27 protein-coding genes are annotated in these 23,498 nt (G+C 65.5%); 10 read left to right on the top strand and 17 right to left on the bottom strand.

Annotated elements, in window-relative coordinates:
• Positions 1–3 precede the first annotated feature (3 nt).
• Both AC3WJU_RS11685 and AC3WJU_RS11680 read right to left on the bottom strand, forming a co-directional pair.
• Positions 4–504: a 2'-5' RNA ligase family protein gene (locus AC3WJU_RS11685; protein ID WP_284990209.1), complete on the bottom strand. Its 501-nt coding sequence runs from the start codon at positions 502–504 to the stop codon at positions 4–6.
• Between the two features lie 200 nt (positions 505–704).
• Positions 705–1,310 carry a malonic semialdehyde reductase gene (locus tag AC3WJU_RS11680; RefSeq protein ID WP_078107055.1) on the bottom strand — a complete coding sequence of 202 codons (606 nt, stop codon included), beginning with the start codon at positions 1,308–1,310 and terminating at the stop codon, positions 705–707.
• A 188-nt stretch (positions 1,311–1,498) separates the two neighbouring features.
• Here AC3WJU_RS11680 and AC3WJU_RS11675 point away from each other — a divergent pair, with 188 nt between their 5' ends.
• Complete coding sequence (locus tag AC3WJU_RS11675) at positions 1,499–2,851, top strand: uracil-xanthine permease family protein (RefSeq protein ID WP_492259906.1); 1,353 nt, start codon at positions 1,499–1,501, stop codon at positions 2,849–2,851.
• An 83-nt stretch (positions 2,852–2,934) separates the two neighbouring features.
• Here AC3WJU_RS11675 and AC3WJU_RS11670 read toward each other — a convergent pair whose 3' ends face one another.
• Together AC3WJU_RS11670 and AC3WJU_RS11665 are read right to left on the bottom strand one after the other, a co-directional pair.
• Positions 2,935–3,399 (bottom strand): GatB/YqeY domain-containing protein, encoded by a 465-nt coding sequence (locus tag AC3WJU_RS11670; protein WP_492259905.1) that lies wholly within the window; start codon positions 3,397–3,399, stop codon positions 2,935–2,937.
• A 187-nt stretch (positions 3,400–3,586) separates the two neighbouring features.
• On the bottom strand, positions 3,587–4,729 hold the full coding sequence (locus tag AC3WJU_RS11665) for a glycerate kinase (RefSeq protein ID WP_306964375.1): 1,143 nt from the start codon (positions 4,727–4,729) through the stop codon (positions 3,587–3,589).
• A 132-nt stretch (positions 4,730–4,861) separates the two neighbouring features.
• Here AC3WJU_RS11665 and AC3WJU_RS11660 point away from each other — a divergent pair, with 132 nt between their 5' ends.
• Positions 4,862–5,212, top strand: a complete 351-nt coding sequence (locus AC3WJU_RS11660) for a YciI family protein (protein WP_284750952.1) — start codon at positions 4,862–4,864, stop codon at positions 5,210–5,212.
• A 7-nt stretch (positions 5,213–5,219) separates the two neighbouring features.
• Positions 5,220–6,491 carry an RNA polymerase sigma factor gene (locus tag AC3WJU_RS11655; protein ID WP_492259904.1) on the top strand — a complete coding sequence of 424 codons (1,272 nt, stop codon included), beginning with the start codon at positions 5,220–5,222 and terminating at the stop codon, positions 6,489–6,491.
• Here AC3WJU_RS11655 and AC3WJU_RS11650 read toward each other — a convergent pair.
• From AC3WJU_RS11650 to hxlB, 4 genes are all read right to left on the bottom strand, one after another.
• Positions 6,433–7,218, bottom strand: a complete 786-nt coding sequence (locus AC3WJU_RS11650; RefSeq protein WP_492259903.1) for a glycerophosphodiester phosphodiesterase family protein — start codon at positions 7,216–7,218, stop codon at positions 6,433–6,435. The two genes, AC3WJU_RS11655 and AC3WJU_RS11650, sit on opposite strands and share 59 nt — an antisense overlap.
• A gap of 38 nt (positions 7,219–7,256) precedes the next feature.
• On the bottom strand, positions 7,257–7,412 hold the full coding sequence (locus tag AC3WJU_RS11645; RefSeq protein ID WP_441432808.1) for a hypothetical protein: 156 nt from the start codon (positions 7,410–7,412) through the stop codon (positions 7,257–7,259).
• Between the two features lie 386 nt (positions 7,413–7,798).
• Positions 7,799–8,422: a 3-hexulose-6-phosphate synthase gene (hxlA, locus tag AC3WJU_RS11640; protein ID WP_059388908.1), complete on the bottom strand. Its 624-nt coding sequence runs from the start codon at positions 8,420–8,422 to the stop codon at positions 7,799–7,801.
• Between the two features lie 54 nt (positions 8,423–8,476).
• Complete coding sequence (gene hxlB / locus AC3WJU_RS11635; protein ID WP_492259902.1) at positions 8,477–9,097, bottom strand: 6-phospho-3-hexuloisomerase; 621 nt, start codon at positions 9,095–9,097, stop codon at positions 8,477–8,479.
• A 139-nt stretch (positions 9,098–9,236) separates the two neighbouring features.
• On the opposite strand from hxlB, the gene AC3WJU_RS11630 reads away from it, so the two are divergent.
• On the top strand, positions 9,237–10,511 hold the full coding sequence (locus AC3WJU_RS11630) for a helix-turn-helix transcriptional regulator (RefSeq protein ID WP_492259901.1): 1,275 nt from the start codon (positions 9,237–9,239) through the stop codon (positions 10,509–10,511).
• A 29-nt stretch (positions 10,512–10,540) separates the two neighbouring features.
• Here the strand turns inward: AC3WJU_RS11630 and AC3WJU_RS11625 are convergent, their stop codons facing one another.
• The 4 genes from AC3WJU_RS11625 to AC3WJU_RS11610 form a co-directional block, all read right to left on the bottom strand.
• Entirely contained in the window at positions 10,541–11,350 is an 810-nt protein-coding gene (locus AC3WJU_RS11625) for an HAD family hydrolase (protein ID WP_306964366.1), read from the bottom strand.
• A 47-nt stretch (positions 11,351–11,397) separates the two neighbouring features.
• Positions 11,398–11,922 (bottom strand): YbhB/YbcL family Raf kinase inhibitor-like protein, encoded by a 525-nt coding sequence (locus AC3WJU_RS11620; protein ID WP_492259900.1) that lies wholly within the window; start codon positions 11,920–11,922, stop codon positions 11,398–11,400.
• Complete coding sequence (locus AC3WJU_RS11615; RefSeq protein WP_492259899.1) at positions 11,919–12,887, bottom strand: carbohydrate kinase family protein; 969 nt, start codon at positions 12,885–12,887, stop codon at positions 11,919–11,921. The genes AC3WJU_RS11620 and AC3WJU_RS11615 overlap by 4 nt, the downstream gene beginning before the upstream one ends.
• A gap of 69 nt (positions 12,888–12,956) precedes the next feature.
• Positions 12,957–13,766, bottom strand: coding sequence for an alpha/beta hydrolase (locus AC3WJU_RS11610; protein WP_059388903.1), 810 nt, complete (start codon positions 13,764–13,766; stop codon positions 12,957–12,959).
• Between the two features lie 173 nt (positions 13,767–13,939).
• On the opposite strand from AC3WJU_RS11610, the gene AC3WJU_RS11605 reads away from it, so the two are divergent.
• From AC3WJU_RS11605 to AC3WJU_RS11590, 4 genes are all read left to right on the top strand, one after another.
• Positions 13,940–14,224 carry a hypothetical protein gene (locus AC3WJU_RS11605; protein WP_306964360.1) on the top strand — a complete coding sequence of 95 codons (285 nt, stop codon included), beginning with the start codon at positions 13,940–13,942 and terminating at the stop codon, positions 14,222–14,224.
• Between the two features lie 54 nt (positions 14,225–14,278).
• Positions 14,279–15,382 carry a GTP pyrophosphokinase gene (locus tag AC3WJU_RS11600; protein WP_059388901.1) on the top strand — a complete coding sequence of 368 codons (1,104 nt, stop codon included), beginning with the start codon at positions 14,279–14,281 and terminating at the stop codon, positions 15,380–15,382.
• Between the two features lie 6 nt (positions 15,383–15,388).
• Entirely contained in the window at positions 15,389–16,888 is a 1,500-nt protein-coding gene (locus AC3WJU_RS11595) for a SulP family inorganic anion transporter (protein ID WP_441432812.1), read from the top strand.
• Between the two features lie 237 nt (positions 16,889–17,125).
• On the top strand, positions 17,126–18,112 hold the full coding sequence (locus tag AC3WJU_RS11590; protein WP_059388899.1) for a bile acid:sodium symporter family protein: 987 nt from the start codon (positions 17,126–17,128) through the stop codon (positions 18,110–18,112).
• 3 nt (positions 18,113–18,115) lie between these two features.
• On the opposite strand, the gene AC3WJU_RS11585 is transcribed toward AC3WJU_RS11590, so the two are convergent.
• From AC3WJU_RS11585 to AC3WJU_RS11570, 4 genes are all read right to left on the bottom strand, one after another.
• Positions 18,116–18,736 carry a LacI family DNA-binding transcriptional regulator gene (locus tag AC3WJU_RS11585; RefSeq protein ID WP_059388898.1) on the bottom strand — a complete coding sequence of 207 codons (621 nt, stop codon included), beginning with the start codon at positions 18,734–18,736 and terminating at the stop codon, positions 18,116–18,118.
• A 3-nt stretch (positions 18,737–18,739) separates the two neighbouring features.
• On the bottom strand, positions 18,740–19,474 hold the full coding sequence (locus tag AC3WJU_RS11580) for a LysR family transcriptional regulator substrate-binding protein (protein ID WP_492259912.1): 735 nt from the start codon (positions 19,472–19,474) through the stop codon (positions 18,740–18,742).
• Between the two features lie 69 nt (positions 19,475–19,543).
• A complete protein-coding gene (locus tag AC3WJU_RS11575; RefSeq protein WP_059388897.1) occupies positions 19,544–20,608 on the bottom strand; it encodes a sulfate/molybdate ABC transporter ATP-binding protein in 1,065 nt (354 codons plus the stop codon).
• The gene (locus AC3WJU_RS11570) at positions 20,605–21,408 is read right to left on the bottom strand and encodes an ABC transporter permease (RefSeq protein ID WP_284988591.1); all 804 of its coding nucleotides are present in this window, start codon (positions 21,406–21,408) and stop codon (positions 20,605–20,607) included. The genes AC3WJU_RS11575 and AC3WJU_RS11570 overlap by 4 nt, the downstream gene beginning before the upstream one ends.
• A 133-nt stretch (positions 21,409–21,541) precedes the next feature.
• Between AC3WJU_RS11570 and AC3WJU_RS11565 the strand changes: the two genes are divergently transcribed.
• Both AC3WJU_RS11565 and AC3WJU_RS11560 read left to right on the top strand, forming a co-directional pair.
• Positions 21,542–21,991, top strand: a complete 450-nt coding sequence (locus AC3WJU_RS11565) for a DUF5997 family protein (protein ID WP_059388896.1) — start codon at positions 21,542–21,544, stop codon at positions 21,989–21,991.
• Between the two features lie 150 nt (positions 21,992–22,141).
• The gene (locus AC3WJU_RS11560; protein ID WP_059388895.1) at positions 22,142–22,759 is read left to right on the top strand and encodes a hypothetical protein; all 618 of its coding nucleotides are present in this window, start codon (positions 22,142–22,144) and stop codon (positions 22,757–22,759) included.
• Between the two features lie 25 nt (positions 22,760–22,784).
• On the opposite strand, the gene AC3WJU_RS11555 is transcribed toward AC3WJU_RS11560, so the two are convergent.
• Positions 22,785–23,471, bottom strand: coding sequence for a GntR family transcriptional regulator (locus AC3WJU_RS11555; protein WP_306964347.1), 687 nt, complete (start codon positions 23,469–23,471; stop codon positions 22,785–22,787).
• Positions 23,472–23,498 lie beyond the last annotated feature (27 nt).

Below are 23,498 nucleotides of genomic sequence, written 5' to 3'. Positions count from 1 at the left end.
TCGCTAGTTTGGCTCCGCCGGGAGGCGCCACACTTTCAGGATCCGCCGGATCGTGTGGTTGCCTTCCGGCGCCATGTCCACCAGTGCGATCTGATCGAGCACGACGGCGTCACCCGGCTTGGGGCGCTTGCCGTCGTGATGCGAAATGTGCGGACGGTAGTTCTCCATGACGTATCGCGGGGTTGCCGCGCGCCCACCGACACTCTCCATGGCTTCGAACAGTTCCTCATGCAGACCCTGCAAAAGGGGATGGTGTTCCACGAGGCTGACCGGGATGGACCCTTGGTGACCGAATCCGGCGTCGGGCCCCACCGTCAGTTCAGCCCCGAGGGCGCCCATCGCGGGGGCCGTCACAAGCTCGCTGAGGCGCGCGGCGACGTCGACACCATCGGAGGGCTCGACGTCGAACCTCAACAGGGTGATGTGCAGCGGCCAGTCACTGCGTGGGAAGACGAGCCCGTCAGCCACGGCTTCGACGAACGCCACGAGAATGAGGTTCCGCATAAGGAAATTTTGCCACCGCGACGCCCTCCCCCGGCGACGATCAATCCCAAAGGTGAGCGAGGGTTGCTCGAAAAGGCGCTAAAGGTGAGCGGGCGTCGCTCGAGGACCAACGCCCGCTCAGATATACCGCCTTAAGCGCGAACGCTCGCTCACAAGAGTGAGCGAGCGTCGGCGGAAAAGGCCCTAAAGGTGAGCGAGGGTTAGACGGTGCGGACGACGTCCTCGTACGCGAACTTCGGCTTGGCTTCGCCGAAGGCGTCCGGACCCGGCTGGCCGATGTTGACCACGAGGAAGCTCTTCTGGTCACCGGCGGGGAAGAACTCGGCGTCGATGGCAGCGAAGTCGGCACCGGTCATGGGGCCGGCAGCGAAGCCGAGGGAGCGGACGGCGAGGATGAAGTAGCCGGCCTGCAGGTGGGCGTTGTTGTTGCCCGTAGTTGCGGTGAACTCGGGGTTGGCGTCATACATGGCCTTCGGGGCAGAGTAGACCGGGAGGAACTTGTCCCACTGCTCGTGCCAGGCGGTGTCGTAGGAGAGCACGGCGACCAGCGGAGCAGAGGCGGTCTTGGCCTTGTTGCCCGGAGAGAGGGTCTCGACGAGCTTGGCGCGGGCCTCGTCCGAACGGACGTAGGTGACGCGCAGCGGCTGGGAGTTGAACGCTGTCGGGCCGAACTTGGTCAGTTCGTAGATGGCCTGTGCTTGCTCCTCCGAGACCTCACCGGCAAAGGAGTTGGCAGTGCGGGCTTCGGCAAAGATGGCGTCGACTGCTGCGGCGTCAATCACTGCTTCTTCGTGGGCGATCGTCATTCGCGTACCTTTCGCTGTGCCCGCAGCCATCGACGGCCGGGCGCTTATGCTTTCCATGGTTGCAACTTCAACTTCCCTCCGCCTCTTCCCGTGAAGCCACGTGACGTTCCACACAGCGGAATCGGCAGGCCGTACGGGCGGTAAGGTTGCACCCGAACAATCACAACTTTCAGGGAAGGCTCCCGCAGATGAGCATGCTCGGAACCAAATGGAAGCTGCACGGCAACGGCAAGACGATCCGGCCGGGACACGTGGTGGCACCCGAGGAGCGGCTGGCATGGCCGCTGACCATCGGCGTCGGCATGCAGCACGTCGTCGCGATGTTCGGAGCCACCTTCCTTGTGCCCATCATCACGGGCATGCCACCGGCCACCACACTGCTCTTTTCCGGCATCGGCACCCTGTTGTTCCTGGTCATTACCAAGGGGCGCGTACCGAGCTACCTCGGTTCGAGCTTTGCCTTCATCGCCCCCATCCTGGCGTCCCAGCAGCAGTTCGGCGTTCCCGGCGCGCTCGGCGGAGTGGTGCTTGCCGGCGTCGTACTGGCGCTCGTCGGCGCGGTGGTGCAGAAGTTCGGCGCTGAGTGGATCAACCGGACCATGCCACCTATTGTCACGGGCGCGATTGTCGCCCTGATCGGCCTCAACTTGGCGCCAGCCGCAAAAGCCAACTTCGACAAGGCCCCCATCACCGCCCTCGTGACGCTGGTGACGATCATCCTGGTGAGCGTCCTCTTCCGCGGCATTCTGGGCCGCCTGAGCATCCTGGTGGGCGTGGTGGTGGGCTACCTCACCGCCATGACGCGCGGCGAAGTGGACTATTCCAAGATGGACGCGGCGTCGTGGATCGGCCTGCCGCACTTCCAGACTCCGGAGTTCCACCTCGGCGTCGTGGGCTTGTTCGTGCCGGTCGTCTTGGTGCTCGTGGCCGAGAACGTAGGGCACGTGAAGTCTGTGGCCGCGATGACGGGACGCAACCTCGACGACGTCTCCGGGCGAGCGTTGATGGCCGACGGCGTCGCGACGGTCCTCGCCGGCCTCGGCGGCGGCTCCGGCACCACCACCTACGCGGAGAACATCGGCGTCATGGCGGCGACGAAGGTCTATTCGACGGCGGCCTACTGGGTTGCCGGTGCCTTCGCCATCCTCTTGAGCTTCTCGCCCAAGTTCGGCGAACTCATTGCCACCGTTCCCCCCGGCGTGCTGGGCGGTGCCGCGACCATGCTCTACGGGATGATCGGCGTCCTGGGCGTGAAGATCTGGGTGCAGAACAAGGTCAACTTCTCCAACCCGATCAACCTGACCACAGCCGCCGTCGCACTGATTATCGGGATCGCGGACTATACGTGGACCATCGGCGAATTGAAGTTCACGGGCATCGCGCTGGGTTCGGCCGCTGCCCTGGCGGTCTATCACGGCATGAAGGGCCTGGCCCGTTGGCGCGGGACGGTTGCCGAGCCGGAGATGGAGACGGCGGGACTGCCGCCGGCGGCCAAAGCGGCGATGAACGCCGCGGCAAAGAGGAGTGGGAAGAAGCGGTAAGGGGCCGCCCAGCGCAATTCATGCATTCGGCGGGGAGGGCAACCCTCTCCGCCGAACACAGCTCGCTAGCCGAACACCGATAGCTATGAGAGGCGCCTACGCACAATATCGCTGACCGCCTTGCCGTCGAAGCGGCCGGCGACCTTTTCGGTGACCGGTTTCATGACATAGCCCATGTGCATCATGGACAGCTCCACGCCTTCGGCCTTGAGTGAGGCGATGACCTCGTCAACGATGGACACGACCTCGGCGGCGGTCAGTGGTTCGGGCAGGTAGGCCTCGATGACCTCGGCATCCGCAATCTCCGTGGCGGCCCGCTCGGACTCTCCAGCCTCCTCGTAGAGGCAGGCGACCTCGTGATATTGCGCGGCCTCTTTCTGCAACATGGCGGTGATCTGGGCGTCGTCCAGGTGGATCGGCGCCTGTCCGGCTTTCTCACGGTTATCGATCTCGCTCAGGACGTTGCGCGTGGCGTTCAGGGCTACGCGGTTGCCATCCTTCATATGGCTGACGACGTCTGCGTGCAGCCGCTCTTTCAAGGTGGACATGGTGTGCTCCTCGATTCGATGGTGCCGTGCTGGCCGGCTGCCAGCCCGGCAGGCGGTGACGGCGTCCCGGGCGGGGTCGTCGCATCGTGGATGCATGGCAGAAGTCAGAGCCATGCTTTGTAGGTTAATTATCTGCCCGGACGACGCCGAGTAACCCCGCTGGGCATGTCCCTGGGTGGACGGGAGCCTAGACCCCTTCCAGCACCTGGCTCGTGGCCCACGCGAGGTACTTGGCTGCGTTCGCCACGGCGTCGGCAACATCCGGCACGCCGTCCCGACGCTGTGCGACGTCGAGCAACTGCGCCGCGGCCACCACGCCGTGGCCGGCCAGTTCCTCCGGTGTCACCAGGATCCGGCCCGCCACCACAATCACCGGAATTCCATGCCCTTGGGCGGAATCCGCGAGAGCGATGGGTGCCTTGCCGGTCAGCGACTGCGAGTCCATGGATCCTTCGCCGGTGATCACCAGGTCAGAGCCGGCGAGCTGTTCGGGAAGCCCAGTCAGACCCGCCACGAGGGCGAACCCGCCTTCCAGCGTCGCTTGGGCGAAGGCCAGGAACGACGCCGGGAATCCTCCAGCCGCTCCGGCCCCGGGAACGTTGACGTCGTGACCGCCCGCTTCCCGAAGCAGCGACGCCCAGTTGCGCAGGCCGGCGTCGAGCAGTTCCACCGCGTCCTCGTCCGCCCCCTTCTGCGGGCCGAAAACATGCGCGGCGCCGTCGCTGCCATAGAGCGGGTTCCGGACGTCGACGGCGATCCGGAACCTCACCGCGGTCAGCCGCGGATCCAGCCCGGAGACGTCGAGGGATACGACGTCGGCGAGCGAGCCTCCGCCGAGTGGAACCACGTTCCCGGCCGCGTCCAGGGGCTTCAGCCCGAGCGCACGCAAGGCGCCGCTGCCGCCGTCGGACATCGCGGAACCACCCACGCCGAGCACGATCTCGGTGGCTCCGGCGTCAAGGGCGGCGGCGATGAGCTGGCCGCAACCGTAGCTGTGGGCGCGCAGGGCGTTTTCCGGAGTCGGCTCCATGTGTGCCAGTCCGGAGGCTTGCGCCGTTTCGATCACTGCAGTGGCTCCGCCAAAGGCATTTTGCCGGATGGCCCACGCAGCGCCTACCGGCTTGAGGATGGGACCGACGACCGCATTGATCCGCTCTTCGTAGCCCGCCGCCACGGCTGCTTCCAGTGTTCCTTCGCCACCGTCGGCGATCGGAAACTGCGTCACCACGGCGTCCGGATAGACGCGCAATGCCCCCTCGGCCATCGCTGAGGCTGCTTCGGCGGCGGTGAGGGAGCCTTTGAACTTGTCCGGGGCAATCAGGATGCGCATGTTCCCATCCTGCCAGCGGGGCTAAGCTTTTCGCAGATTCGTGCGCGGAGATGTCGAAAACAGCCGGCGCCGTTCGTATAGAGGGTGAGACGCGGGCACGGTGCCGGCGCCACATCCCAAGGAGGAACAGTCATGCCACGTTATCTGCTCAGCATCTACCAGCCCGACGGCCCAGCCCCGGAGCCCGAAGTCCTCAACAAAATCATGGCCGATCTTGACGTCCTGAACCAGGAAATGCGCGACGCCGGCGCCTGGGTTTTCACGGGTGGCCTGCACCCTGCCAGTACCTCCACAGTGGTGCGTGTGAACGACGGCGAGGTTCTCACCACGGACGGCCCCTTCGCTGAGGCCAAGGAACACGTGGGCGGCCTGTGGGTGATCGAAGCCCCGGACCTGGACGTGGCACTTGGCTGGGGACGCAAAGCCGCCCAAGCCACCACGCTGCCTATCGAGGTCCGGCCGTTCGCGGGCTACCGGGAATAGTTTCCCCGTGGTCCATATTTCGGAGATCGCACGAATATTCCGTGAAGAGTATGGACGATCCGTGGCGGTCCTGGTCCGCGTTCTGGGCAGCATCGACGCCGCCGAGGACGCGGTCCAGGACGCCTTCACCGAGGCCGTGGCGCGCTGGCCCGACGACGGCCTGCCGCCGAGCCCAGCGGGCTGGATCATCACCACCGCCCGCAACCGGGCTGTCGACCGGTTCCGCCGCGAGGCCTCCGGCAGGGAGAAACTCGTCCAGGCCGCGATCCTGCACGGTGATGAACGCAGCGATGAACCCGAAGAGGTGGATACCGTGGAGGACAACCAGCTCCGGCTGATCTTCACCTGTTGCCACCCCGCCATCAACCGGGCCGCGCAGGTGGCCCTGACACTCAAGCTCCTGGGCGGGCTCACCACGGCGGAGATCGCCCACGCTTTCCTGGTCCCCGAGGCAACCATGGCCCAGCGCCTGGTGCGGGCGAAAGGGAAGATCCGCGACGCCGGCATCCCCTACCGGGTACCGAGCGGCGCCGAGCTTCCTGAGCGTTTGAAGTCGGTGCTGGCCGTGGTCTACGTGGTCTTCAACGAGGGCTACGCTGCGAGTTCAGGGGCTGGGCTGGTGCGCGAACACCTCTGCCACGAGGCTGTTCGCCTCGGCCGGCTCATCATGGAACTCATGCCTGATGAGCCCGAAGCCAAAGGCCTGTTGGCCCTCATGCTTCTGCTCAATGCCCGCAGTGACGCCCGGACGACTCCCGACGGCGGCCTGGTGCTCCTCGCGGACCAGGACCGCAGCGTCTGGGACAAGGACCAAATTGCGGAAGGGCAATTATTGGTGCGGCAATGCCTGAAGCGGAACCAGCCCGGACCGTACCAATTGCAAGTCGCCATCAACGCGGTCCACAGCGACGCCGCACAGCCCGCAAGCACGGACTGGCGGCAGATCCTGGCATTGTACGGACAGCTCCTGGCCATGGAGCCGACGCCGGTGGTCGCCTTGAACAGGGCCGTTGCCCTCGCGGAGGTGGAGGGACCCGCCTCGGGTCTTGCCGCCGTCGACGTCCTTGAACTGGGCAACTACTATCTTTTCCACGCAGTGCGGGCGGATCTGCTCCGGCGCCTGGGACGCAACAATGAAGCTGCCGCCGCCTACCGGGAAGCGCAGGAGCGCACGGACAACGACGCCGAGCGAGACTTCCTGGCGTCACGCATCCGGGCGCTCACCACCACTGGCCCCGGACCTGCAGCACCGACTTCAGACCATCCGCTCGGTCGGTGACGATCCCGTCCACGCCCATATCAAGCAACCTGGCCATCTCTGCGGGATCGTTGACGGTCCAGACGTGAACCTGCAGCCCAAGCCGATGCGCCCGCCGCAGGAAACCGGGGGTCACAACGGCCAGGGGTCCGTAGCGGACCGGCACTTGGAGGGCATCGACGTCGTGCAGGATCTTCCGCAGCCAGCGCTCGGGAAGAAGCGGTCCCAAGAGGGTGAAGGCGGCGTTGCAGGCGATGCCTGCCGAGGACGCCGTGCGACGGCGGAGCAGGCGCAGGACGGCCCGACGCCGGCGATCTGAGAAGCTCGCGATCAGCACCCGGTCGTGGGCGTCGAGTTGTTCAATGACTCCAGCGAGGGGTTTGACGGTATGCCAATCCTTGACATCAATGTTCAGCCGCGCCTCGGGAAATTCCTTCAGGACATCGGCCAAGTGGGGAATTGCTTCGCGGCCACCGATCCAGGCCTTGGCGATCTCGGCGGCACTGAGACTGGAGATGGAGCCATGGGCATCCGTGACACGGTCAAGGGTGTCGTCGTGGAAAAGGAGCACCACGCCGTCGGCAGTGGCGCGGGCATCGGTTTCAAGATGCGTGAAGCCGAGCTCAAGCGCCGCCCTGAATGCCGCGGCCGAGTTCTCAAGGCCATCCGGCGAAAATCCGCGGTGCGCGAACGCAAGCGGAGCGGATTGTCCGTCCGTGCGGCTGAAGAAAGGCAAATTCGGGCTCACACGGGTAGCGTAACCCGGCTGCGCCTCCCGCGAGCCCGTCAGGATTCCTGCCGGACGATCTCCACGCCGTCGCCGCAGTGCACCAGCGTGCGGCCGCGGCCGCCGTCGAGGTTTACCCAGACCACGCTGTGGTCACTCGACACGGCGTCCACCTGGCCGGGGTTCTCAAACCCCGGCGCAAGCTTGACGCTCACGCGGTCTCCGCGGCGCAATTGCTTCCAATGTTCAGCCGGCACTGCGCGGCGAACGGGGGCCTCGGGCCACCCTGTCGTCTTTCTCTTGGCCATCATGTCCCCTGTGATCGGCATCGAATACGACAAGAGACTACGAGGAGTAGTTGAACGGCAGTTGGACTGAAGCTGTGTAATGGGTGAGCGGTCCCAACCAACTAGCAATTGTTGTCGTTTAGAGGCCTGAAAACGACGAAAATTGCGTGGGCCCACGCCGCCAGAGTTCCCTGGCCGTGGGGCCCCACTGGCGAGGGACCCTGCCTGAGCTTGCGAAGGCTGGGAGCCGGTGGGGACTTGCGAGGCGAGGGTGGCGGTGGGGACCAGTTGGGACCGCCGGCTGGGAGGTGGGCCTAGATGATGGCGGCGCGCAGTTGCTTCGCGGCCAGTGCGGGGTCGTCGGCACCGTAGATGGAACCGCCGACGACGGCGACATCCGCTCCGGCGCGCTGGACGGCTCCGATCGTGGACAGGTTCACGCCACCGGCCACCGAGAACGGCACGCGGGCTTCCTCACCGGCGCTCAGGAGCACATCCAGGTTGTAGCCCGGCTTTGCCTGCTCGTCGAGGCCGGCGTGGAACTCGATGAACTTGGCACCGAGGGCCCGGGCTTCCTTGGCACGGGTTACTTTGTCCGCAACGCCGATCAGGTCAACCACGATGCCCTTGTTGTGGGCCTTGGCGGCCTTGACTGCACCCGCGATGGTGGAGTCGTCTGCGCCGCCAAGCACGGAGACCAAGTCTGCGCCCGCCTTGAAGGCGATGTCGGCTTCAAGTTCACCGGCATCCATGGTCTTGAGGTCGGCAAACACGACCTTGTCCGGGTGGGCATCCTTGATGGCCGTCACCGCGGACAGGCCTTCGCTTTTCACGAGGGGGGTGCCGAGCTCGATGATGTCCACGTATTCGGCGACCTTGCCGGCGATCTCGAGGGCGGCTTCGGTGGTGAGGACGTCGATAGCGACTTGCAGCTTCATGGAGGGATCTCTTTCTGTCGTTTGTTGTGGTGTTGGTGCGGTGAAAATCAGGGGCTATTCGAGGTTGGCGTGGCGGAGCCAGAGTTCCTCGGCCGGGGTTGCATCGTTGTCCCACAGGGCCTGGAAGACGGCTTCGGCAGCGAGGAAGAGCACCTGCTCGAACAGGCTGCCGGAGTATTGACGCGACAGCATGGAACCGTGGTCTGTCTTCTGCGCCGCCGGAATGATGACGACGACGTCGGCCAGTTCCGCGAGCGGGGACGCGGCATTCGTGGTGTACACGGCGATCCTGGCGCCGGCTTTGGAGGCAGTCTCGGCGGCGCGCACGACGCCGGAGGTCGTCCCGGAGCCCGAGGCGAGCAAGAGGAGGTCGCCCGAGCGGATGGCCGGTGTGGTGGTGTCCCCCGCGATGTGCACGTCAAAGCCGAGGTGCATCAGCCGCATCGCAGCCATCCGCAGGACGAGGCCGCTGCGGCCGGCTCCTGCAACGAAGATGCGGCCGGTGGCCGAGTTCCCGGCAGTCTGGACTTCCGTGGCCAGGCTGGACAATTGCCGAAGGTCCACTTCAGCTGCCGTTTCCGCGATCTCGCTGCCCACGAGGGCCAGGCTTAGCTCGACATCCGGGCTTGGGTCGACGTCCGATACGGCCTGGACGGCCCCTGCGGTGGTGGTCATACGTTGCCTCCTGCTCAGGTGAATGCTCCGTTTGAATCAATCCTTCAGGACTGAACGGGTAGGCGTAACGCTGAACAAGGGCGGTATTAGCTACCCGTTTGGGTAGTAGGCGGACGGCGCGAAGCGCTAAAGTGGCGGGATGACCTCAAGCCGATGGACCCTTCTCGAGGCAGTCGCTGAACTGGCCAACGCACCGCTCACGAACATCGCCGAGAGGCTCCGTGAAGCGACGCTTCCGTACGTAGGCAGCAGCGCGCTGGTGATCTTCACCGAAGATTGCACCGGCCGCCCCCAGAAGAAAGCCGGGACAGAGGGCATCATCAGCCGCGTCTCAATTCCCGAGTTGGATCAACTGCGGGCCCGGGTCACGGAAGGCGAGGTGTGGCACGGGGAAGCGGCCATCGCCGGCGAGCAACGGCCTGTTCTTGCATTGACGTCCGAGAGCAATGCGCTGCTGACCCTCACTGAGCCGGCCCTGCCCGAAGAACCGTTGGAGCGCGCGTCGGCCCTGCGGATGCTTGACTACCTATGGCAGCTCACAGCGCGGCGCATCCAGGAGAAGGTGGCGGACGCGCCGCCGTCGTACCTTTTGGAATCCCGCGCGGCGTCAGCCGAGCGGCTCCGCGTCACGGCCGAACTCGTGGACAGGCATTCGACCACCCTGGAGACACTTTTGGCGGCGTTGCGATCGAGCGCCCTGGACGATGCCACTGCCAGAAAAACCGTCACCGACCTGGCCGCTACCTCGCTGGTCAGTCTCCGGACGCTCAGCGACCGCACAACAGACCTCGTCGAAGAGCCGGTGGCCAAGGCGTTCGAACGGCTGCGGGAAGACCTGCGGCCGCTCATGCACTTCAGCGGGCTCGACATCCAGTTCATCGAGCCACCGGTCAACGGCCGTGCCTTGCCCGGCGAAGTTGCCCACGCCTCCAGGGCGATCGTGCGGGGACTGGTGCTGGCCATCGTGGAGCAGCCAGCGGTCAGGCGTGTGCGGGTGCAGTGGGACTGCGACGGCGTGAACCTCCTCATCAACGTGCGCGACGACGGCCTAGGCGAACTGACGTCGGATTCGCCCAACATTGCCCGGCTCAACAACAGGGTGGCAGCGCTGGACGGCCGAATGAACATCGAGGTCATGGCCGGCTGGGGAGCTGACGTGCAGGTGGTCCTGCCGCTGGACCCTCCATCAGCCCCGGCGGGCGATATCGGCGGATGGGGCCTGGCCGAGCGAGAAATGGAAGTTCTTCAACTGTTGGCGGCCGGGCAGCGCAACCGGGCCATCTCCGCCAAGCTGCACATCAGCGAAAACACCGTTAAATTCCATGTCAGGAATATCTTCAGGAAACTCGGCGTGGGTTCACGAACAGAGGCCATTGCCTTGGCGCACAGCCACGGCCTGCGGGCGCCGAACTAGCCGTGCACGGCGGCCCGGTGCGGGGCCGACTAAACCCGCAGGGAAGCGAGCTTTGCCTCGAGGATCTGGGCCACGCCGTCGTCGTCGAAATGGGGCGCCTGCTGGCCGGCTGCGCTGATCGCCTCCGGATGGCCGCTGGCCATCGCGTACCCGTCGCCCGCCCAGCGCAGCATCTCGACGTCGTTGGGCATGTCACCGAATGCCACCACCTCGGCGGCCTCGATGCCTCGGGATGCCGCATATACGGCGAGTGTGACGGCTTTGTTGATACCGGGCGCCGACATTTCCAGGAGTGCGGTCCGCGGCGCCGAGTGGGTGGTCTCCACGAGATGCGCGACGGCGGGCTGCACCTTTGCGAGGAAATCATCCGGAGTACCGCTGCGCGTTACGGCAAGGAACTTCACGACGGCGTCGTCCGCGGTCAGCGTTTCGTCCAACCACGCGGGCGTGAACTCGGCCAGGAGCTCGCTGGTCTCGTTCTCGATGAACCCGGGCTCCAGGTGGAATCCCGTGAGTGTTTCGGCAGCGAACAAGGCGTCGGGCCGGAGCTGCTTGATGATCCGGCGGGCCTCCAGTACAGAGGCGATGCTCAAGGCATTGGCCGAAATCAGCTTGTCAGCTTCAAGGTCCCACACCACTGCACCGTTGGAGCAAATAACGATGCCGCTATGGCCGATCTGTTCGCGGAGGGGGTAGAGCCAGCGCGGTGGCCGACCCGTCACGAACACCACCTCGATGCCCGCGTCGCGGCAGGCATGGAATGCGCGGATGGTGCGGCTGCTGATCTTGCCGTCATGCCCAAGGATGGTGCCGTCAATGTCACTTGCTACGAGCCGCATTATGTCAGTCTACGTGGGGGCGGCCGCCGTCGACTTAGCCCCTGGGGCTAGCGCCGCTCGAAATGGCCCGTGATGACGCCCCGGGCCAGCGTGTGAGAAGCCAGTGTGCGGACGAGGGCTTCCGTGGAGGCACCGGCATCGAGCCCCAGTTCATCGACGTCGACCGCGTGCACGGCCACGATGTACCGGTGCGGACCGTGCCCGGGCGGCGGCGCGGCACCCAGGTAACCGGGGAACCCGGCGTCGTTCTTGAGTTGAACTGCTCCGGCCGGCAAGTGCGCACCACCCGGAACTCCGGCACCGGCAGGCAACGAGTTCGTAGTGGCGGGGATGTTGACCACTGCCCAGTGCCAGTAGCCGCCCGCCCTGGGAGCATCGGGGTCGAAGACGGTGACGACGTAACCCTTGGTGCCCTCGGGGGCTCCGCTCCAGCCCAGCTGCGGGGATTCGTCCTTGCCGCCCGTCACGCCGAAGCGCTTGCTGGTCTGGGCCGGGCTGAGAGCGTCGCCGTCCTTCAGCGAGCCGCTGGTGACATCGAACGATGGGACTTGTGGAAGGTCGGCGTAGCTCATGGCTGCCTCTCGACGCTTGCGCCGGCTTCCGGGAGGCCCAAGGCGTTGAGTTCGGCACGCGTCGGCGGATTCGCGCCCGGCCGGGAGACCGTGATTGCCGCTGCGCGCGCGGCATGGCTGAGGAGTCCTTCGAGCACTTCGGCGGGCATGGCGTGCAGTTCGTCGCGGTTTTGGGCCCCTGCCAGCCCGTGGTCAACGATCCCGGAGAGCAGTGCGGCCATGAAGGAATCGCCCGCACCCACGGTATCCGCCACCTCTACCTTTGGGGCGTCCACCTGGGCCTCGCCCGCGGCTGTGACACCCCAGGGTCCGTCCGCGCCTCGCGTGACCACCACGACGGCGGGCCCCCCGCTGCCGCCGAGGCCCAGCCAGCGCCGGGCCGATTCCAAGACATCGACGCCCGGATAGAGCCACTCAAGGTCCTCGTCGGATGCCTTGACCACGTCGGCAAGCGCCACGAAACGCTCCACCTGGGCCCGCGCAAATTCTCGATCCTTGATGATGCTGGGCCGGCAGTTCGGATCGAAGCTAACAGTCGCATTCGGATGGGCATGCTCGACGGCGGCAAGGACATCCGCTGCGCCCGGCTCCAACATCGTGGCAATCGAGCCGGTATGCAGGAGCGAGGTCCCCTGAAGCATGAACGGCAAGCGCGCGGCGAGGTCGGGAAGCTCCCAGGCGAGGTCGAAGGTGTAGCTTGCAGCGCCGTCGTCGTCGATCAAGGCGGTGGCCACGCTGGTAGGGCTCTCGTCCGGCGGCAGCGGAACCATGACGGAACTGGAGCGCAAGTGGGCTGCGATCGAGTCGCCGTAAGCATCCTTGCCGAAGCGGCCGATGAACTGGACTGCGTGGTCCAGCCTGGCCAGGCCCACGGCAACGTTGAGCGGACTTCCGCCCACGTGGGCATCGATTCCCGAGGAACGCTGGACGACATCAACCAGCGCTTCACCTATGACTGTCAGCATGGGACAACTCTGCCACGCGGATGTGGTGTGCGTCTCTCGATGACAGCCGGTGACTTTGCCGGCAAACCGTCACGCGAGCAGCCGCTGCACCAACTCCCGGCACTTCTTGTACGCAACGGCCCTGGGATCGATCAGGTCGAAATGGTCGCCAGGCACCTTGAGGAACTGGGCCGCGCCCCCGGAAGCGGTGGCTGCGGCAACATAAGCCTCGGACTGGCTGCACGGGACATCCTCGTCCGATGCAGCATGGACCGCGAAGACCGGTACGGGGATGGGCAGCGACCTCATGGGGTCCGCATAGATATGCCGTTTGGGGTATCTTACCGAGTCGCCACCCATGAGGTTGTCGACGGCGCCGTTGCTCAGGTTGAGCCGCTCGGCGTCGGCAAGGTTCAGCAGGCCAGACTGGCTCACAACGCCGGTGAGCCGCACTGCCGCACCGTTGTCATGGCGATGGAGCTGGCGGTCGGCGTCCGGGGCGCCGATTTTGGAGAGTTTTTCCCGCCCGGCCGCCCAAACCGCGAGATGGCCGCCTGCGGAGTGTCCCAGTGCCACCACTTTGTTCAGATTAAGTTCATGTTTGCCGGCAATCTCGCCCAAGTGGTCGATCCCATCGAGGACATCTTCGAACGTATGCGGCCAGCCGCCACCGTTTCCGGCCCTCCGGTATTCAAGGTTCCAGGCGGCAATTCCATGTGCAGCGAGATCCCGGGCAATCGGCTCACCGAGCTCGGCGCCGTATTGGGAGCGCCAATAGCCTCCGTGGATCACCACCACCACTCCATCGGGTTTGTTGCGGTGTGGTTGTAGCGAATCGGGTACGAACAGCTCGCCCCATTGGCTGGAGTGCTGGCCGTAGTAGTACTTGTGCCGCTTCATCGTGTCCTCCTTTGTGCCGAGCCTATCGCGGAGGAGCGCCGCGGAGCGGGAACGATGGCCTGAGGATCCACGCGGAGCCTTCCTGTAGCCACTGCCCGAGCGTACCCTCAGGGGTGAAGCGCTACCCTCGCTTCACTCCCGCGTTTTTGCGGGAAATGCTTCTTTACCCGGACGTGATTTCAATGATCCGTCGTATCTCCGCGTCGGTTCTTGTGGCTTTGACCTTGAGCGTGCTGGCTGTGGCTGCGCCGGCTTCGGCGGCAAACCCGCCTGGAACTGGAAAGCCTAACCAGTCCTGCCAATCCCTCGAACCGAACACACCCGGCAATGCCGCCAACAGCCCAGGATCGCCATTCAACGAGCCGGGCATCAACAGCATCAACGGCGGAGTGGGTGGACAGAACTACTCCCCCACCTCCCAATACGATGTTGCATGCTTCCAGGTGGCGCACCGGTAGCGCCAGAGGGCCCGGCTCAGCTCCACTGTCGGACCTCCCCCGTAAGCTGGAGGCATGGCTAGCAATTGGGACAGCTTGGATCCTCAGCTGCGCGAATCAGTACAGGCGAACGTGGAGCTTTACGAACGCGTCCGGCCTGCCCTGAAACTTGTCACCCGCGATGTCCTGTTGACCTTGCGGGACATGCTCAAGAACAGCGAGTCCGTGCCCCTCTTCGTCACGGGACGCACCAAGACGGTCGAATCTTTCCGGGAGAAGATTTCCCGCACCGAGGTGCCCCTGGAGGGGGGTCCGCGGGTGCTGAAGTTCCCGGATCCCTTCCGGACCTTGAACGACATGGTGGGGCTGCGCGTCATCACCAAGCTCCCGGCCGAGAACGCCGCAGTTGCGAACTTGATCAAGCGCCAGCGCCAGCTTTTCGATTGCCGCGGAGACCTTGAGAAGGACATCGGCTCCATCGAGTCCGGCACCTACGGATATTCCAGCCGCCACCTCATCCTCCGCACCATCCAAAACGAGTCCGTGAAGGCCTACCAACAGGTCTTCAATCCGGACATTCCGCCCAATGGCAGCTACTTCTTCGAATGCCAGATACGTACGGTTTTTGCGCATGCCTGGAGCGAGATCGAACACGACATCCGCTTCAAGGCCGAGGATCCGCGCGCTTGGACACCGCATTTCGACCGCCAGTTCACTGCTACAGCCGCAATGCTGGAAACCGTGGAAAGCGCCTTCGCCGACCTCCACGAACGCTACGAGGAAGTCCGCGGCTACTGGGATCTCGACGGCGAAGGCTCCATGCCCCTCACGCCCAACCGGGTGCGTGACGTCTGGCGGACGCTGCTTCCCCACGTTGACCGTAAAGTTGATGACGACTGGGGTTGGGCTGCGGAGCTTCTCGCGGCCCACGGACTGAACAAGACCGTGGAACTCGCCGGTCTCCTCAGCGCCAACCGGATCACCGAGGTCCGCAAAGCCCTGGATCACCGTTACTCCCCTGGACCGGACCGCCTTCTGGATGACCTCCTGCTCTGGCAGTACGGCACTGAACACATCGACCTCACCGCCGAGGCGCCCGACGTCGTCCCCCACCCCCGGCGGGACAGCCTCCAGCGGCGTCTCAAGCAGATTGAGCGGTACCGCCTGACCAACAGCTAAGGACCCATGACACCCGAGCAGCTCCAGTCCCTCCGTTTCACACTGCGCTCTCCCCGCAGGCTCAAGACGGAAGCATTGGCCGGGTTGGTGGTGGCGCTTGCGCTCATTCCGGAGGCCATTGCGTTCTCCGTGATCGCCGGCGTGGATCCGCGCATCGGCCTCTTCGCGTCCTTCACGATGGGGGTCACCACGGCGATCGTGGGTGGCCGGCCGGCTATGATCTCGGCAGCCACCGGCGCCGTCGCCCTCGTGATCGCCCCCGTCATGAAGGATCACGGGCTGAACTACCTGATTGCCACGGTCATCCTGGCCGGGGTCTTCCAAATCGTCCTGGCGGTCCTGGGGGTCACGCGGCTCATGCGCTTCATTCCGCGCTCGGTGATGATCGGATTCGTGAATGCCTTGGCCATTCTGGTGTTCATGGCGCAGCTGCCTGAACTCATCGGCGTCCCCTGGATGGTGTACCCGATTGTGGCCGTCGGGCTGCTGATAGTGTTCGGCCTGCCCAAAATAACGACAGCGGTGCCCGCGCCTTTGGTGGCCGTCGTCGCCCTCACGATCGTCACGACGCTGGCCGGCGTCCGCGTCCCCACGGTGCACGACAAGGGCGAACTTCCCAATAGCCTTCCCGGTTTCTTTCTGCCCAACGTGCCTTTGACCTGGGAAACCTTCCAGACCATTGCCCCGTTCGCTTTGTCCATGGCGCTGGTTGGCCTCCTGGAGTCCCTCTTGACGGCCAAGCTCGTGGATGACATCACGGATACCCGCTCCAACAAGGCCCGGGTGTCCTGGGGCCAAGGCATCGCCAACATCGTCACCGGATTCCTGGGTGGCTTGGGCGGCTGCGCCGTGATTGGGCAGACCATGATCAACGTGAAGGGTTCGGGCGCCCGCAGCCGGCTCTCGACCTTCCTGGCCGGAGGGTTCCTGCTGGTCCTCGTGGTGGCGCTCGGGGACGTGGTGGGCATGATTCCCATGGCCGCTTTGGTGGCTGTGATGATCTTCGTTTCCCTCATCACCTTTGACTGGCATTCGATCCGGCCGGCGACCCTCAAGCGACTCCCGAAGTCCGAGACCGGCGTCATGCTCGTGACGGTGGCCGTGGTGGTGGCGACGCACAACCTGGCTATTGGGGTGGGAGCCGGTGTCGTCACGGCCATGGTGCTGTTTGCCCGCCGAGTGGCCCATTTCGCCACGCTGGAGCGGAGTGAACTTGAGCTCAACGGCCGGACCGTGGCGAGCTACACGGTGGATGGCGAGTTGTTCTTCGCTTCCTCCAACGATCTCTACACGCAGTTCGACTATGCGAAGGATTCCTCGGAGGGAATCGACCACGTGGTCATCGATCTTCACGCCTCGCACATCTGGGACGCTTCCACCGTTGCCGTATTGGATTCCGTGACCGAGAAATACCGCAGGCACGGCCGCGAGGTGGAGCTGGTTGGCCTCAACGCGGCGAGCGTCCGGATGCGCGAACGGCTTGCAGGCAAGCTCAACGCAGGCTAACGTCCACCGGCACACCCAACGATCGCGCCCCCAACTGATCCCCACCGCCACCCTAGCCTCGCAAGCTCGGCCAGGGAACCCTGGCGGCGTGGGCCCACGCATTTGTTGTCGTTACGAGCCCTCAAAACGACAACAAATGCGAGCTAGTTGGGCTGGGAAACGACGGTCATCTGACATATTGGCCCGATCCGGGTCACGGATTGGGCGCACGTTCAACCACAGTGCCACGATAGAACGATGCTTGAGGCAACAACCAACCCCGCAGAAGCCCCCGTCCTGAATCCGGCACTGGCCGCGGAAGCCAAAATCGCCAGGATCGCGGTCACGGTCTTTCCCGTCCTCGTGGTCCTCGCCGGAGTGGCCGGTTTCCTGCTTCCCGACGCCTTCAAACCACTGGCACCAAGCGTTCCGTTCTTGCTGGGCATCATCATGTTCTGCATGGGCCTGACCCTTACCCCTCCGGACTTCGCATCGGTGGCGAAGCGCCCTTGGGCTGTGGTTCTGGGCATCGTGGCCCACTACGTCATCATGCCGGGCGCTGGTTGGCTGATCGCCGTCGCGCTCAACCTGGAACCCCAGCTGGCAGTGGGCTTGATCCTGGTGGGCTGCGCGCCGTCGGGCACGGCCTCCAACGTGATGGCTTTCCTGGCGAAGGGTGACGTTGCGCTGTCGGTGGCCGTCGCCTCCGTTTCCACCCTCATTGCCCCGATCGTGACCCCTTTGTTGGTGTTTTTCCTCGCGGGTTCCTTCCTGAACATCGATGCCGGCTCCATGGTCCTGGACATCGTCAAGACGGTCCTCCTCCCGGTCATCGGGGGGCTCGCGGCCCGCCTCTTCCTCAAGAAGCTCGTGCGCAAGGTGCTGCCGGCACTTCCCTGGGCATCCGCCGTCGTGATCTCATTGATCGTCGCCGTGGTGGTGGCGGGTAGCGCCGGCAAGATCGTTGCCGCGGGCGGCATCGTCTTCCTCGCGGTGGTTCTCCACAATGGCTTCGGCCTCGGCCTGGGCTACCTGGCGGGCAAGCTGGGGCGCCTCGATGACAAGGCGCGGCGGGCCCTCGCGTTCGAGGTGGGCATGCAGAATTCCGGTCTTGCCGCCACTCTTGCGACCGCGCACTTCACGCCCCTGGCAGCGTTGCCGTCGGCCGTATTCTCCCTGTGGCACAACGTTTCCGGTGCCATCGTCGCGGCCTGGCTGGCCCGGAAGCCGCTCAAGGAGGGCTGACAGCTACGGCGTCTTGAACTCCCAAGGCGCCGCCTTGGTGGTTCCCGCGCCGATGGTGCGTCCTGCGAGCCGGTCAAGGAGCAGTGTGATGGCTCCTTCGAGCGCTTCCGGTTCCGGAGTCCCGCCCGCGGATCCGGGGGCCAGGACATCGAACCCGGCAGGCTGCATCGTGTCCGAAATGATGACCTGGGCTACTCCGCGCCTGGCCAACTCCCCCACCGTGAGGTCAAGAAGGGTGCCGGGCGGGAGAGCCCCGATGATGGCGCCGTCGGCACCGCCGGAGAGCATGAACCGCCGCCACCCTTCGCCGATGAGGATTACGGGCAAGTAGCCGTGCTGAGGCAAAATGCGTGCGGCGGCCGTTGCCAAGGCCCGGTCCCACGGCCATTCCAGGTCGCCGATGGCAATCGCCACGAGGTCGGTCTTGCCGCGGCGCATTCCGCGGGCCGCTTGATTTGGTACGTAACCCAGTTCTTTGGCCGCGGCCTGGACACGCTCTTGTGTTGCTTCGCTGATGCGGGTGGTGCCACCGAGGCGCCCGGACAAGACGTAGGACACGGTGGTGAGGGAAACGCCGGCGCTCTTGGCGACGTCCCGGATGGTCGGCTTCGCTCCAAGTCCCATGGCCTAGCGCTTTCCTTTCTTCCGGGAGCCCTTGCCCCGGCCCTTGTCCGGGTTCGGGGCATAGCGCTGAGCGACTGCCGGCTTTTTGGCGCCGGTGCCGCGGCGGTCCGGCTTGGGTGCCTTCTTGGGCTTCTCCTGCTGCGCCGAAGGCTGCCTCGAGCTCTGGGCGGTTCGCCCCCGGACGATGCCAATGAATTCCTCGATGACCTCGCTCGAGGAGTCGCTCGGCCAGGCCAGGGCGATCTGCGTCCCTTCGGCCCCGGTCAGGCGCCGCGCTACCGTGTCCTTGACGTTGAAATGCCGGGCCACGGACATCGGTAGGATCACGAGACCGGCGCCCGAGGCCACCACCTGCATGGCCATCTCCGGCCCGCCCATCGCGGCGACATCCAGGAAGTTCTCCTCCGCGAGGTCCTCCAACGCCACCTCTTCGAACACCGAGATTTCGTGGCCCTTCGGGGCCACCACCACAGGCTGCTCTTCGTAGAGCGGGATGACGTGGAGTCCATCGCGATCCACCGGCAGGCGGACAAAGCTGAGCTCCGCGGAACCGTCGCGCAGGACCTCCAGCTGCGCGCCGTCGTCGGACATGAACGAGTGCAGCGGAACGTCGGGCATGCGCTCTTCCCAGCGCCGGATCCATTTCCCGGGGGTCACGCCGGCGACGTAGGCGAAAGTCAGCCCCTGGGGGCCGCTTGTTTCGGCGTCGGAGGCGTCGGGGACGCCGACGGCGGGCAGGGATTCTTGATCGGATGGCACCAGTTCACAGTACCGCGCGGGCGGTAGCCAACGCAGCGCCGGCCCAAGCTACGCCGCGTACACCTGGACCGCCGTGGCCTTCACCACGAAGAAGACGCGCGAGCCAGGCTCCAGTCCCAGCTCGGCGGACGCAGAGGGCGTGATGTCCGCTGCCAGATCGCCGGCCCGGACCCTGATATGGTCCCCATGCGGTTCAAGATCAGTGATTGCAACCGGGAACGAGTTGCGCGGGCTGCCGTGGGCGGCGTCCAGGAAGATGGAAACGGCCGACGGCGGGAAAGCGGCGACGCCGGGCTCGCCCGGTTCCGCTTCGTCATCGAGGTGTCCCGCGACATGAAGATCGGGAAGCTCCGCGGTGGCGAGCGTCCTGAGTCCGTCCTCCGTGACGGTGCCGGACATGAGGTTCACTCCGGCCAGACCAGCGGCGAACTGGCTTCGTGGACGCCGGAAGACCTCGCGGGTGGCGCCTTCTTCCACAATCCTGCCCTTGTCCATGACGATTACGCGGTCCGCGAGCATGAGCGCATCCAGGACGTCGTGGGTAATGATCAGGGCCCGACGCCCGGACAGGACGCGTTTCAGGAGCCGGCGCAAGTGCGGAGCGGCGTGGATGTCCAGGGCGGACATGGGTTCGTCAAGGAGCAGCAATTCGGGACTGGCCGCCAACGCGCGGGCCACCGCAACACGCTGGGCTTGTCCCCCGGACAGCTGCCCGGGCTTCCTCCCGGCGAACTCCATGACGTCGACTTCGGCAAGCCAGTACCGCGCGGTTTCGCGTGATTCCGCCCGGGAAGCGCCTGCACTGCGCGGGCCGAAAGCCACGTTGTCGAGGACGCTCAGGTGCGGGAAAAGCAACGGTTCCTGGGCCAACAGCGCCGTACCGCGAAGGTGTGGAGGGGTCCATACCCGGCTGCCGCCGTCGAGGTCGAAAAGAACCTGGTCCCCTAGGCGGGCAGAGCCGGCATCCGGCCGCACGAGTCCCGCCGCGACGGACAGAAGCGTCGACTTTCCGGCCCCGTTGGGGCCGAGGATCGCCACGGTTTCCGCTTGCCCGACGCTCAATGACACGTCGAGGTTTCGGGCCCGAACGGTGGCGTCGATGTGGAAGCTCACGCGGCGGCCTCCGCGGGAATGTCTGCGCGGTGGGGACGCCGGTAAGACAGTCCGACGACGATCACCGCCACGGCGACAAGCACGAGTGAAAGGGCGACGGCGGCGTCCGCGTCGGTCTCGCGCTGCAGGTAGATTTCGAGAGGCAATGTCCGAGTGACACCTTGCAGGCTCCCCGCGAAAGTCAGCGTGGCCCCGAACTCGCCCAGGCTGCGGGCAAAGGACAATACCGCCCCCGACGCAAGACCGGGAAGGACCATGGGTACGGTCACGCGGCGCAGGATGGTGGTGGGGCGGGCGCCGAGCGTCGCGGCAACGGCTTCGTATCGGTTGCCGGCCGTCCGCAAGGCACCCTCGAGGCTCACCACCAGGAACGGCAAGGCGACGAACGTCTGGGCCAGGACCACCGCCGTCGTCGAAAAGGCGATCTGGATGCCCGCGAGCTCAAGGCTCTTGCCCAAGAGACCCTGCCGCCCGAACGTGTAGAGCAGCGCGATGCCGCCCACTACCGGCGGCAACACCAGGGGCAGGAGGACGAAGGCACGGAGGAGCCGCTGCCCGCGGAAGGGCCGGCGGGCAAGGACAAGGGCCAAGGGGATTCCGAAAACGACGCAGAGCGCGGTGCTCGCTGCTGAAGTGCGGAGGCTGAGGCCCAACGCCGTGAGCGAGGAATCGGAGGTCACCAGCGGGATGAATTGCGCCCAATTGACCTTTGCGACCATGGCGGCCAGCGGCAACAGGACGAACAAGCCGCCCACTACCGCAAGGCCATACACCCACCGTGGAATCCCGCTGAAGTTCATCTGCGCCTACGGTACGCCGGGGCTTGCGTCACCAGGACTTTCCGGGCGCCCCCGGCGACTCGTATGTGCGGCATGGATTCATCCTAGAACAGCGGCTGTGCCACTTCGCTGCGGGGGCGGATACCCTTGAACCATGACCTCTGCAAACTCCCAGTCCATGAAGCCGGCCACCGTTGCCAAGAAACTTGGCATCTACCTGCCTGCAACACCCCAGGAGTTCCAGGATTCGGAAATCACCCGCGCCGATTTCGCCGAGCTCCAGGCCAACGCCCCGGAGTGGCTCGCCGAGCTCCGCCGGACGGGTCCGCACCCGCGTCCCGTGGTGGCACAGAAGCTGAATGTCTCCATCAGCGGCCTCGCCCGCGGCGGAATCACCGAGCCCCTAACGACGGCGGAAATCACCGAACTGCTGGCAGCTCCCCCGCAGTGGCTCGTCGTCGAGCGCGCCACGCACGCAGCCGTGCGCTCCGAGGCAAAGCGCATCAAGGAAGAAGCTGCCAAAAAAGAAGCCACGAAGGACGCCAAGACGAACGCCGCTGCCAAGCGGGACGCGCCCAAGGCATCCAAGCGGGACCACGCTTAAGCTCCAGCCGGACTTCAGCAGCAAGGCAGGGCACCCGGGCCAGGGTGCCCTGCCTTGCTGCCCTTAAGCCCGATTCGGGCTCTCGCCTCCGGGCCTTCCTCGGCGCATACTGATTTCAAAGGGGTGCGCATTCGCGTGGAGGTGGTCCGATTGCCCGCCACAACTGGAATCCAGCTGACGGTCTGGGAGATCGGGCTGTGGGCGGTCTTGCTCACGTGCGCGGTGTCCTTCACCGTCAACACCGTCCGGAAAGCGGTCATCCACGCAGCCCCCGACGGCGGCCGCCTCGCCTTGCAGGCGCCCCTCGGCCAACGCGATCGGGAACCCGTCAAAGAGCCGGACGCCACCTTCTGGAACATCTTCGCCGGACTCGTGGTGATTGTCCCCGCAGTCGTCATCCCCGCGTTGGGCTCGCCCGCCGTCGGGCTCTTGATGCTCTTCCTCGCCATGGGTGCCGCTGCCACCGCCTTTGCTGTCGGCCGGAAACTGGAGCAGAAGCGTCAAAATCGGAGCGGTTTCACGGAGGCGGCAGCCCGTCACGACGCTCTCTTGGCCCGCTGGCAACGGTATGAGCTGGATCCCGCCAAGGGCATCGACTTCCCCGGCATGAGCGATGTCAACGTTCCGCAAACCGCCGCGTTGGTCCGTGCGCTGCAGGAAGCCCAACGCTGCCGTCTCACCGCGGGGACGGACTATGCCCGCGCCGTCGAGCGGTTGGATGTGGCGATGGCCGAAGCCGAAGCGGCGGCGGGCGTTTCCGCACCGTAACTGGCTGGCGTCGAGTGCCCGCTGCCTACGGAATTGCCCCGATGTGCACCAGGAGTTCGTGTTCGGCACCGTCGAGGTAGCGGCGCAACTCGGCTGCGGCCTCTTCCCGCTGTCCGTTGCGGATCTGGGCAACCAAGGCGGCGTTCCGTTCCACATAATGCCCGTGGAAGTCGGGAGTGGTGGCCATTGCGTGGAAGACCAATCGCATCTCGGCCAGCACTTTCTCCATCAATGCGTCCAGGGAGGCGCTTCCGGACAGCGACACCAAGGCCTTGTGCAACTCCTGGTTGGCGTCCGCCATGCCGGCCACCGATCCCTCGGCAAGGGCGGCCCGGGCCTTGTCCACGATCACGTCCATAGCGTCGAGGGCTCCGGCCGGGACATCGCCCCACAACACGGCCGCCGGCTCAATCAGGCGGCGCACCCGGTAGATTTCGCGGACGTCGTCGGCTCCCGGGGCGGCTACGAACACGCCGCGGTTGGGGATGCGCTGGACCACGGATTCACCGGCCAGCACCGTAAAGGCCTCCCGCAGGGTGTTCCGGGAAACGCCGAGCGCCTCGGACAGGGCTTGCTCGGAGAGCTTCGTGCCGGGCGGCAACAGGCCGTCGGAGATGCGCTGGCGAAGCTGGGCGGCAACCCAAGCCCCGGTATGGGCGTGGGTGGCGTGGCCGGCGTCGGCGATTCCTTGAAGCGCAGCGTTCATGGGCATGCCCCAAATCTACCGAACGGCGACCGT

The organism is Arthrobacter sp. FW306-1B-F12A (assembly GCF_058781865.1).
The sequence above is the reverse complement of the archived record's forward strand: the minus strand, read 5'-3'. Positions and strand labels throughout refer to the sequence as shown.

Coding starts and splice junctions, on each gene's coding strand:
- AC3WJU_RS11555 (WP_306964347.1), bottom strand. CDS start 23,471: ATGCCCATGAACGCTGCGCTTCAAGGAATCGCCGACGCCGGCCACGCC.
- AC3WJU_RS11585 (WP_059388898.1), bottom strand. CDS start 18,736: ATGGGACTTGGAGCGAAGCCGACCATCCGGGACGTCGCCAAGAGCGCC.
- AC3WJU_RS11670 (WP_492259905.1), bottom strand. CDS start 3,399: ATGTCCACCTTGAAAGAGCGGCTGCACGCAGACGTCGTCAGCCATATG.
- AC3WJU_RS11675 (WP_492259906.1), top strand. CDS start 1,499: ATGAGCATGCTCGGAACCAAATGGAAGCTGCACGGCAACGGCAAGACG.
- hxlB (WP_492259902.1), bottom strand. CDS start 9,097: ATGACCACCACCGCAGGGGCCGTCCAGGCCGTATCGGACGTCGACCCA.
- AC3WJU_RS11620 (WP_492259900.1), bottom strand. CDS start 11,922: ATGAGCTACGCCGACCTTCCACAAGTCCCATCGTTCGATGTCACCAGC.
- AC3WJU_RS11610 (WP_059388903.1), bottom strand. CDS start 13,766: ATGAAGCGGCACAAGTACTACTACGGCCAGCACTCCAGCCAATGGGGC.
- hxlA (WP_059388908.1), bottom strand. CDS start 8,422: ATGAAGCTGCAAGTCGCTATCGACGTCCTCACCACCGAAGCCGCCCTC.
- AC3WJU_RS11685 (WP_284990209.1), bottom strand. CDS start 504: ATGCGGAACCTCATTCTCGTGGCGTTCGTCGAAGCCGTGGCTGACGGG.
- AC3WJU_RS11625 (WP_306964366.1), bottom strand. CDS start 11,350: ATGCGGCTCGTAGCAAGTGACATTGACGGCACCATCCTTGGGCATGAC.
- AC3WJU_RS11565 (WP_059388896.1), top strand. CDS start 21,542: ATGACCTCTGCAAACTCCCAGTCCATGAAGCCGGCCACCGTTGCCAAG.
- AC3WJU_RS11600 (WP_059388901.1), top strand. CDS start 14,279: ATGGCTAGCAATTGGGACAGCTTGGATCCTCAGCTGCGCGAATCAGTA.
- AC3WJU_RS11660 (WP_284750952.1), top strand. CDS start 4,862: ATGCCACGTTATCTGCTCAGCATCTACCAGCCCGACGGCCCAGCCCCG.
- AC3WJU_RS11630 (WP_492259901.1), top strand. CDS start 9,237: ATGACCTCAAGCCGATGGACCCTTCTCGAGGCAGTCGCTGAACTGGCC.
- AC3WJU_RS11665 (WP_306964375.1), bottom strand. CDS start 4,729: ATGCGCATCCTGATTGCCCCGGACAAGTTCAAAGGCTCCCTCACCGCC.
- AC3WJU_RS11595 (WP_441432812.1), top strand. CDS start 15,389: ATGACACCCGAGCAGCTCCAGTCCCTCCGTTTCACACTGCGCTCTCCC.
- AC3WJU_RS11680 (WP_078107055.1), bottom strand. CDS start 1,310: ATGACGATCGCCCACGAAGAAGCAGTGATTGACGCCGCAGCAGTCGAC.
- AC3WJU_RS11570 (WP_284988591.1), bottom strand. CDS start 21,408: ATGAACTTCAGCGGGATTCCACGGTGGGTGTATGGCCTTGCGGTAGTG.
- AC3WJU_RS11590 (WP_059388899.1), top strand. CDS start 17,126: ATGCTTGAGGCAACAACCAACCCCGCAGAAGCCCCCGTCCTGAATCCG.
- AC3WJU_RS11615 (WP_492259899.1), bottom strand. CDS start 12,887: ATGCTGACAGTCATAGGTGAAGCGCTGGTTGATGTCGTCCAGCGTTCC.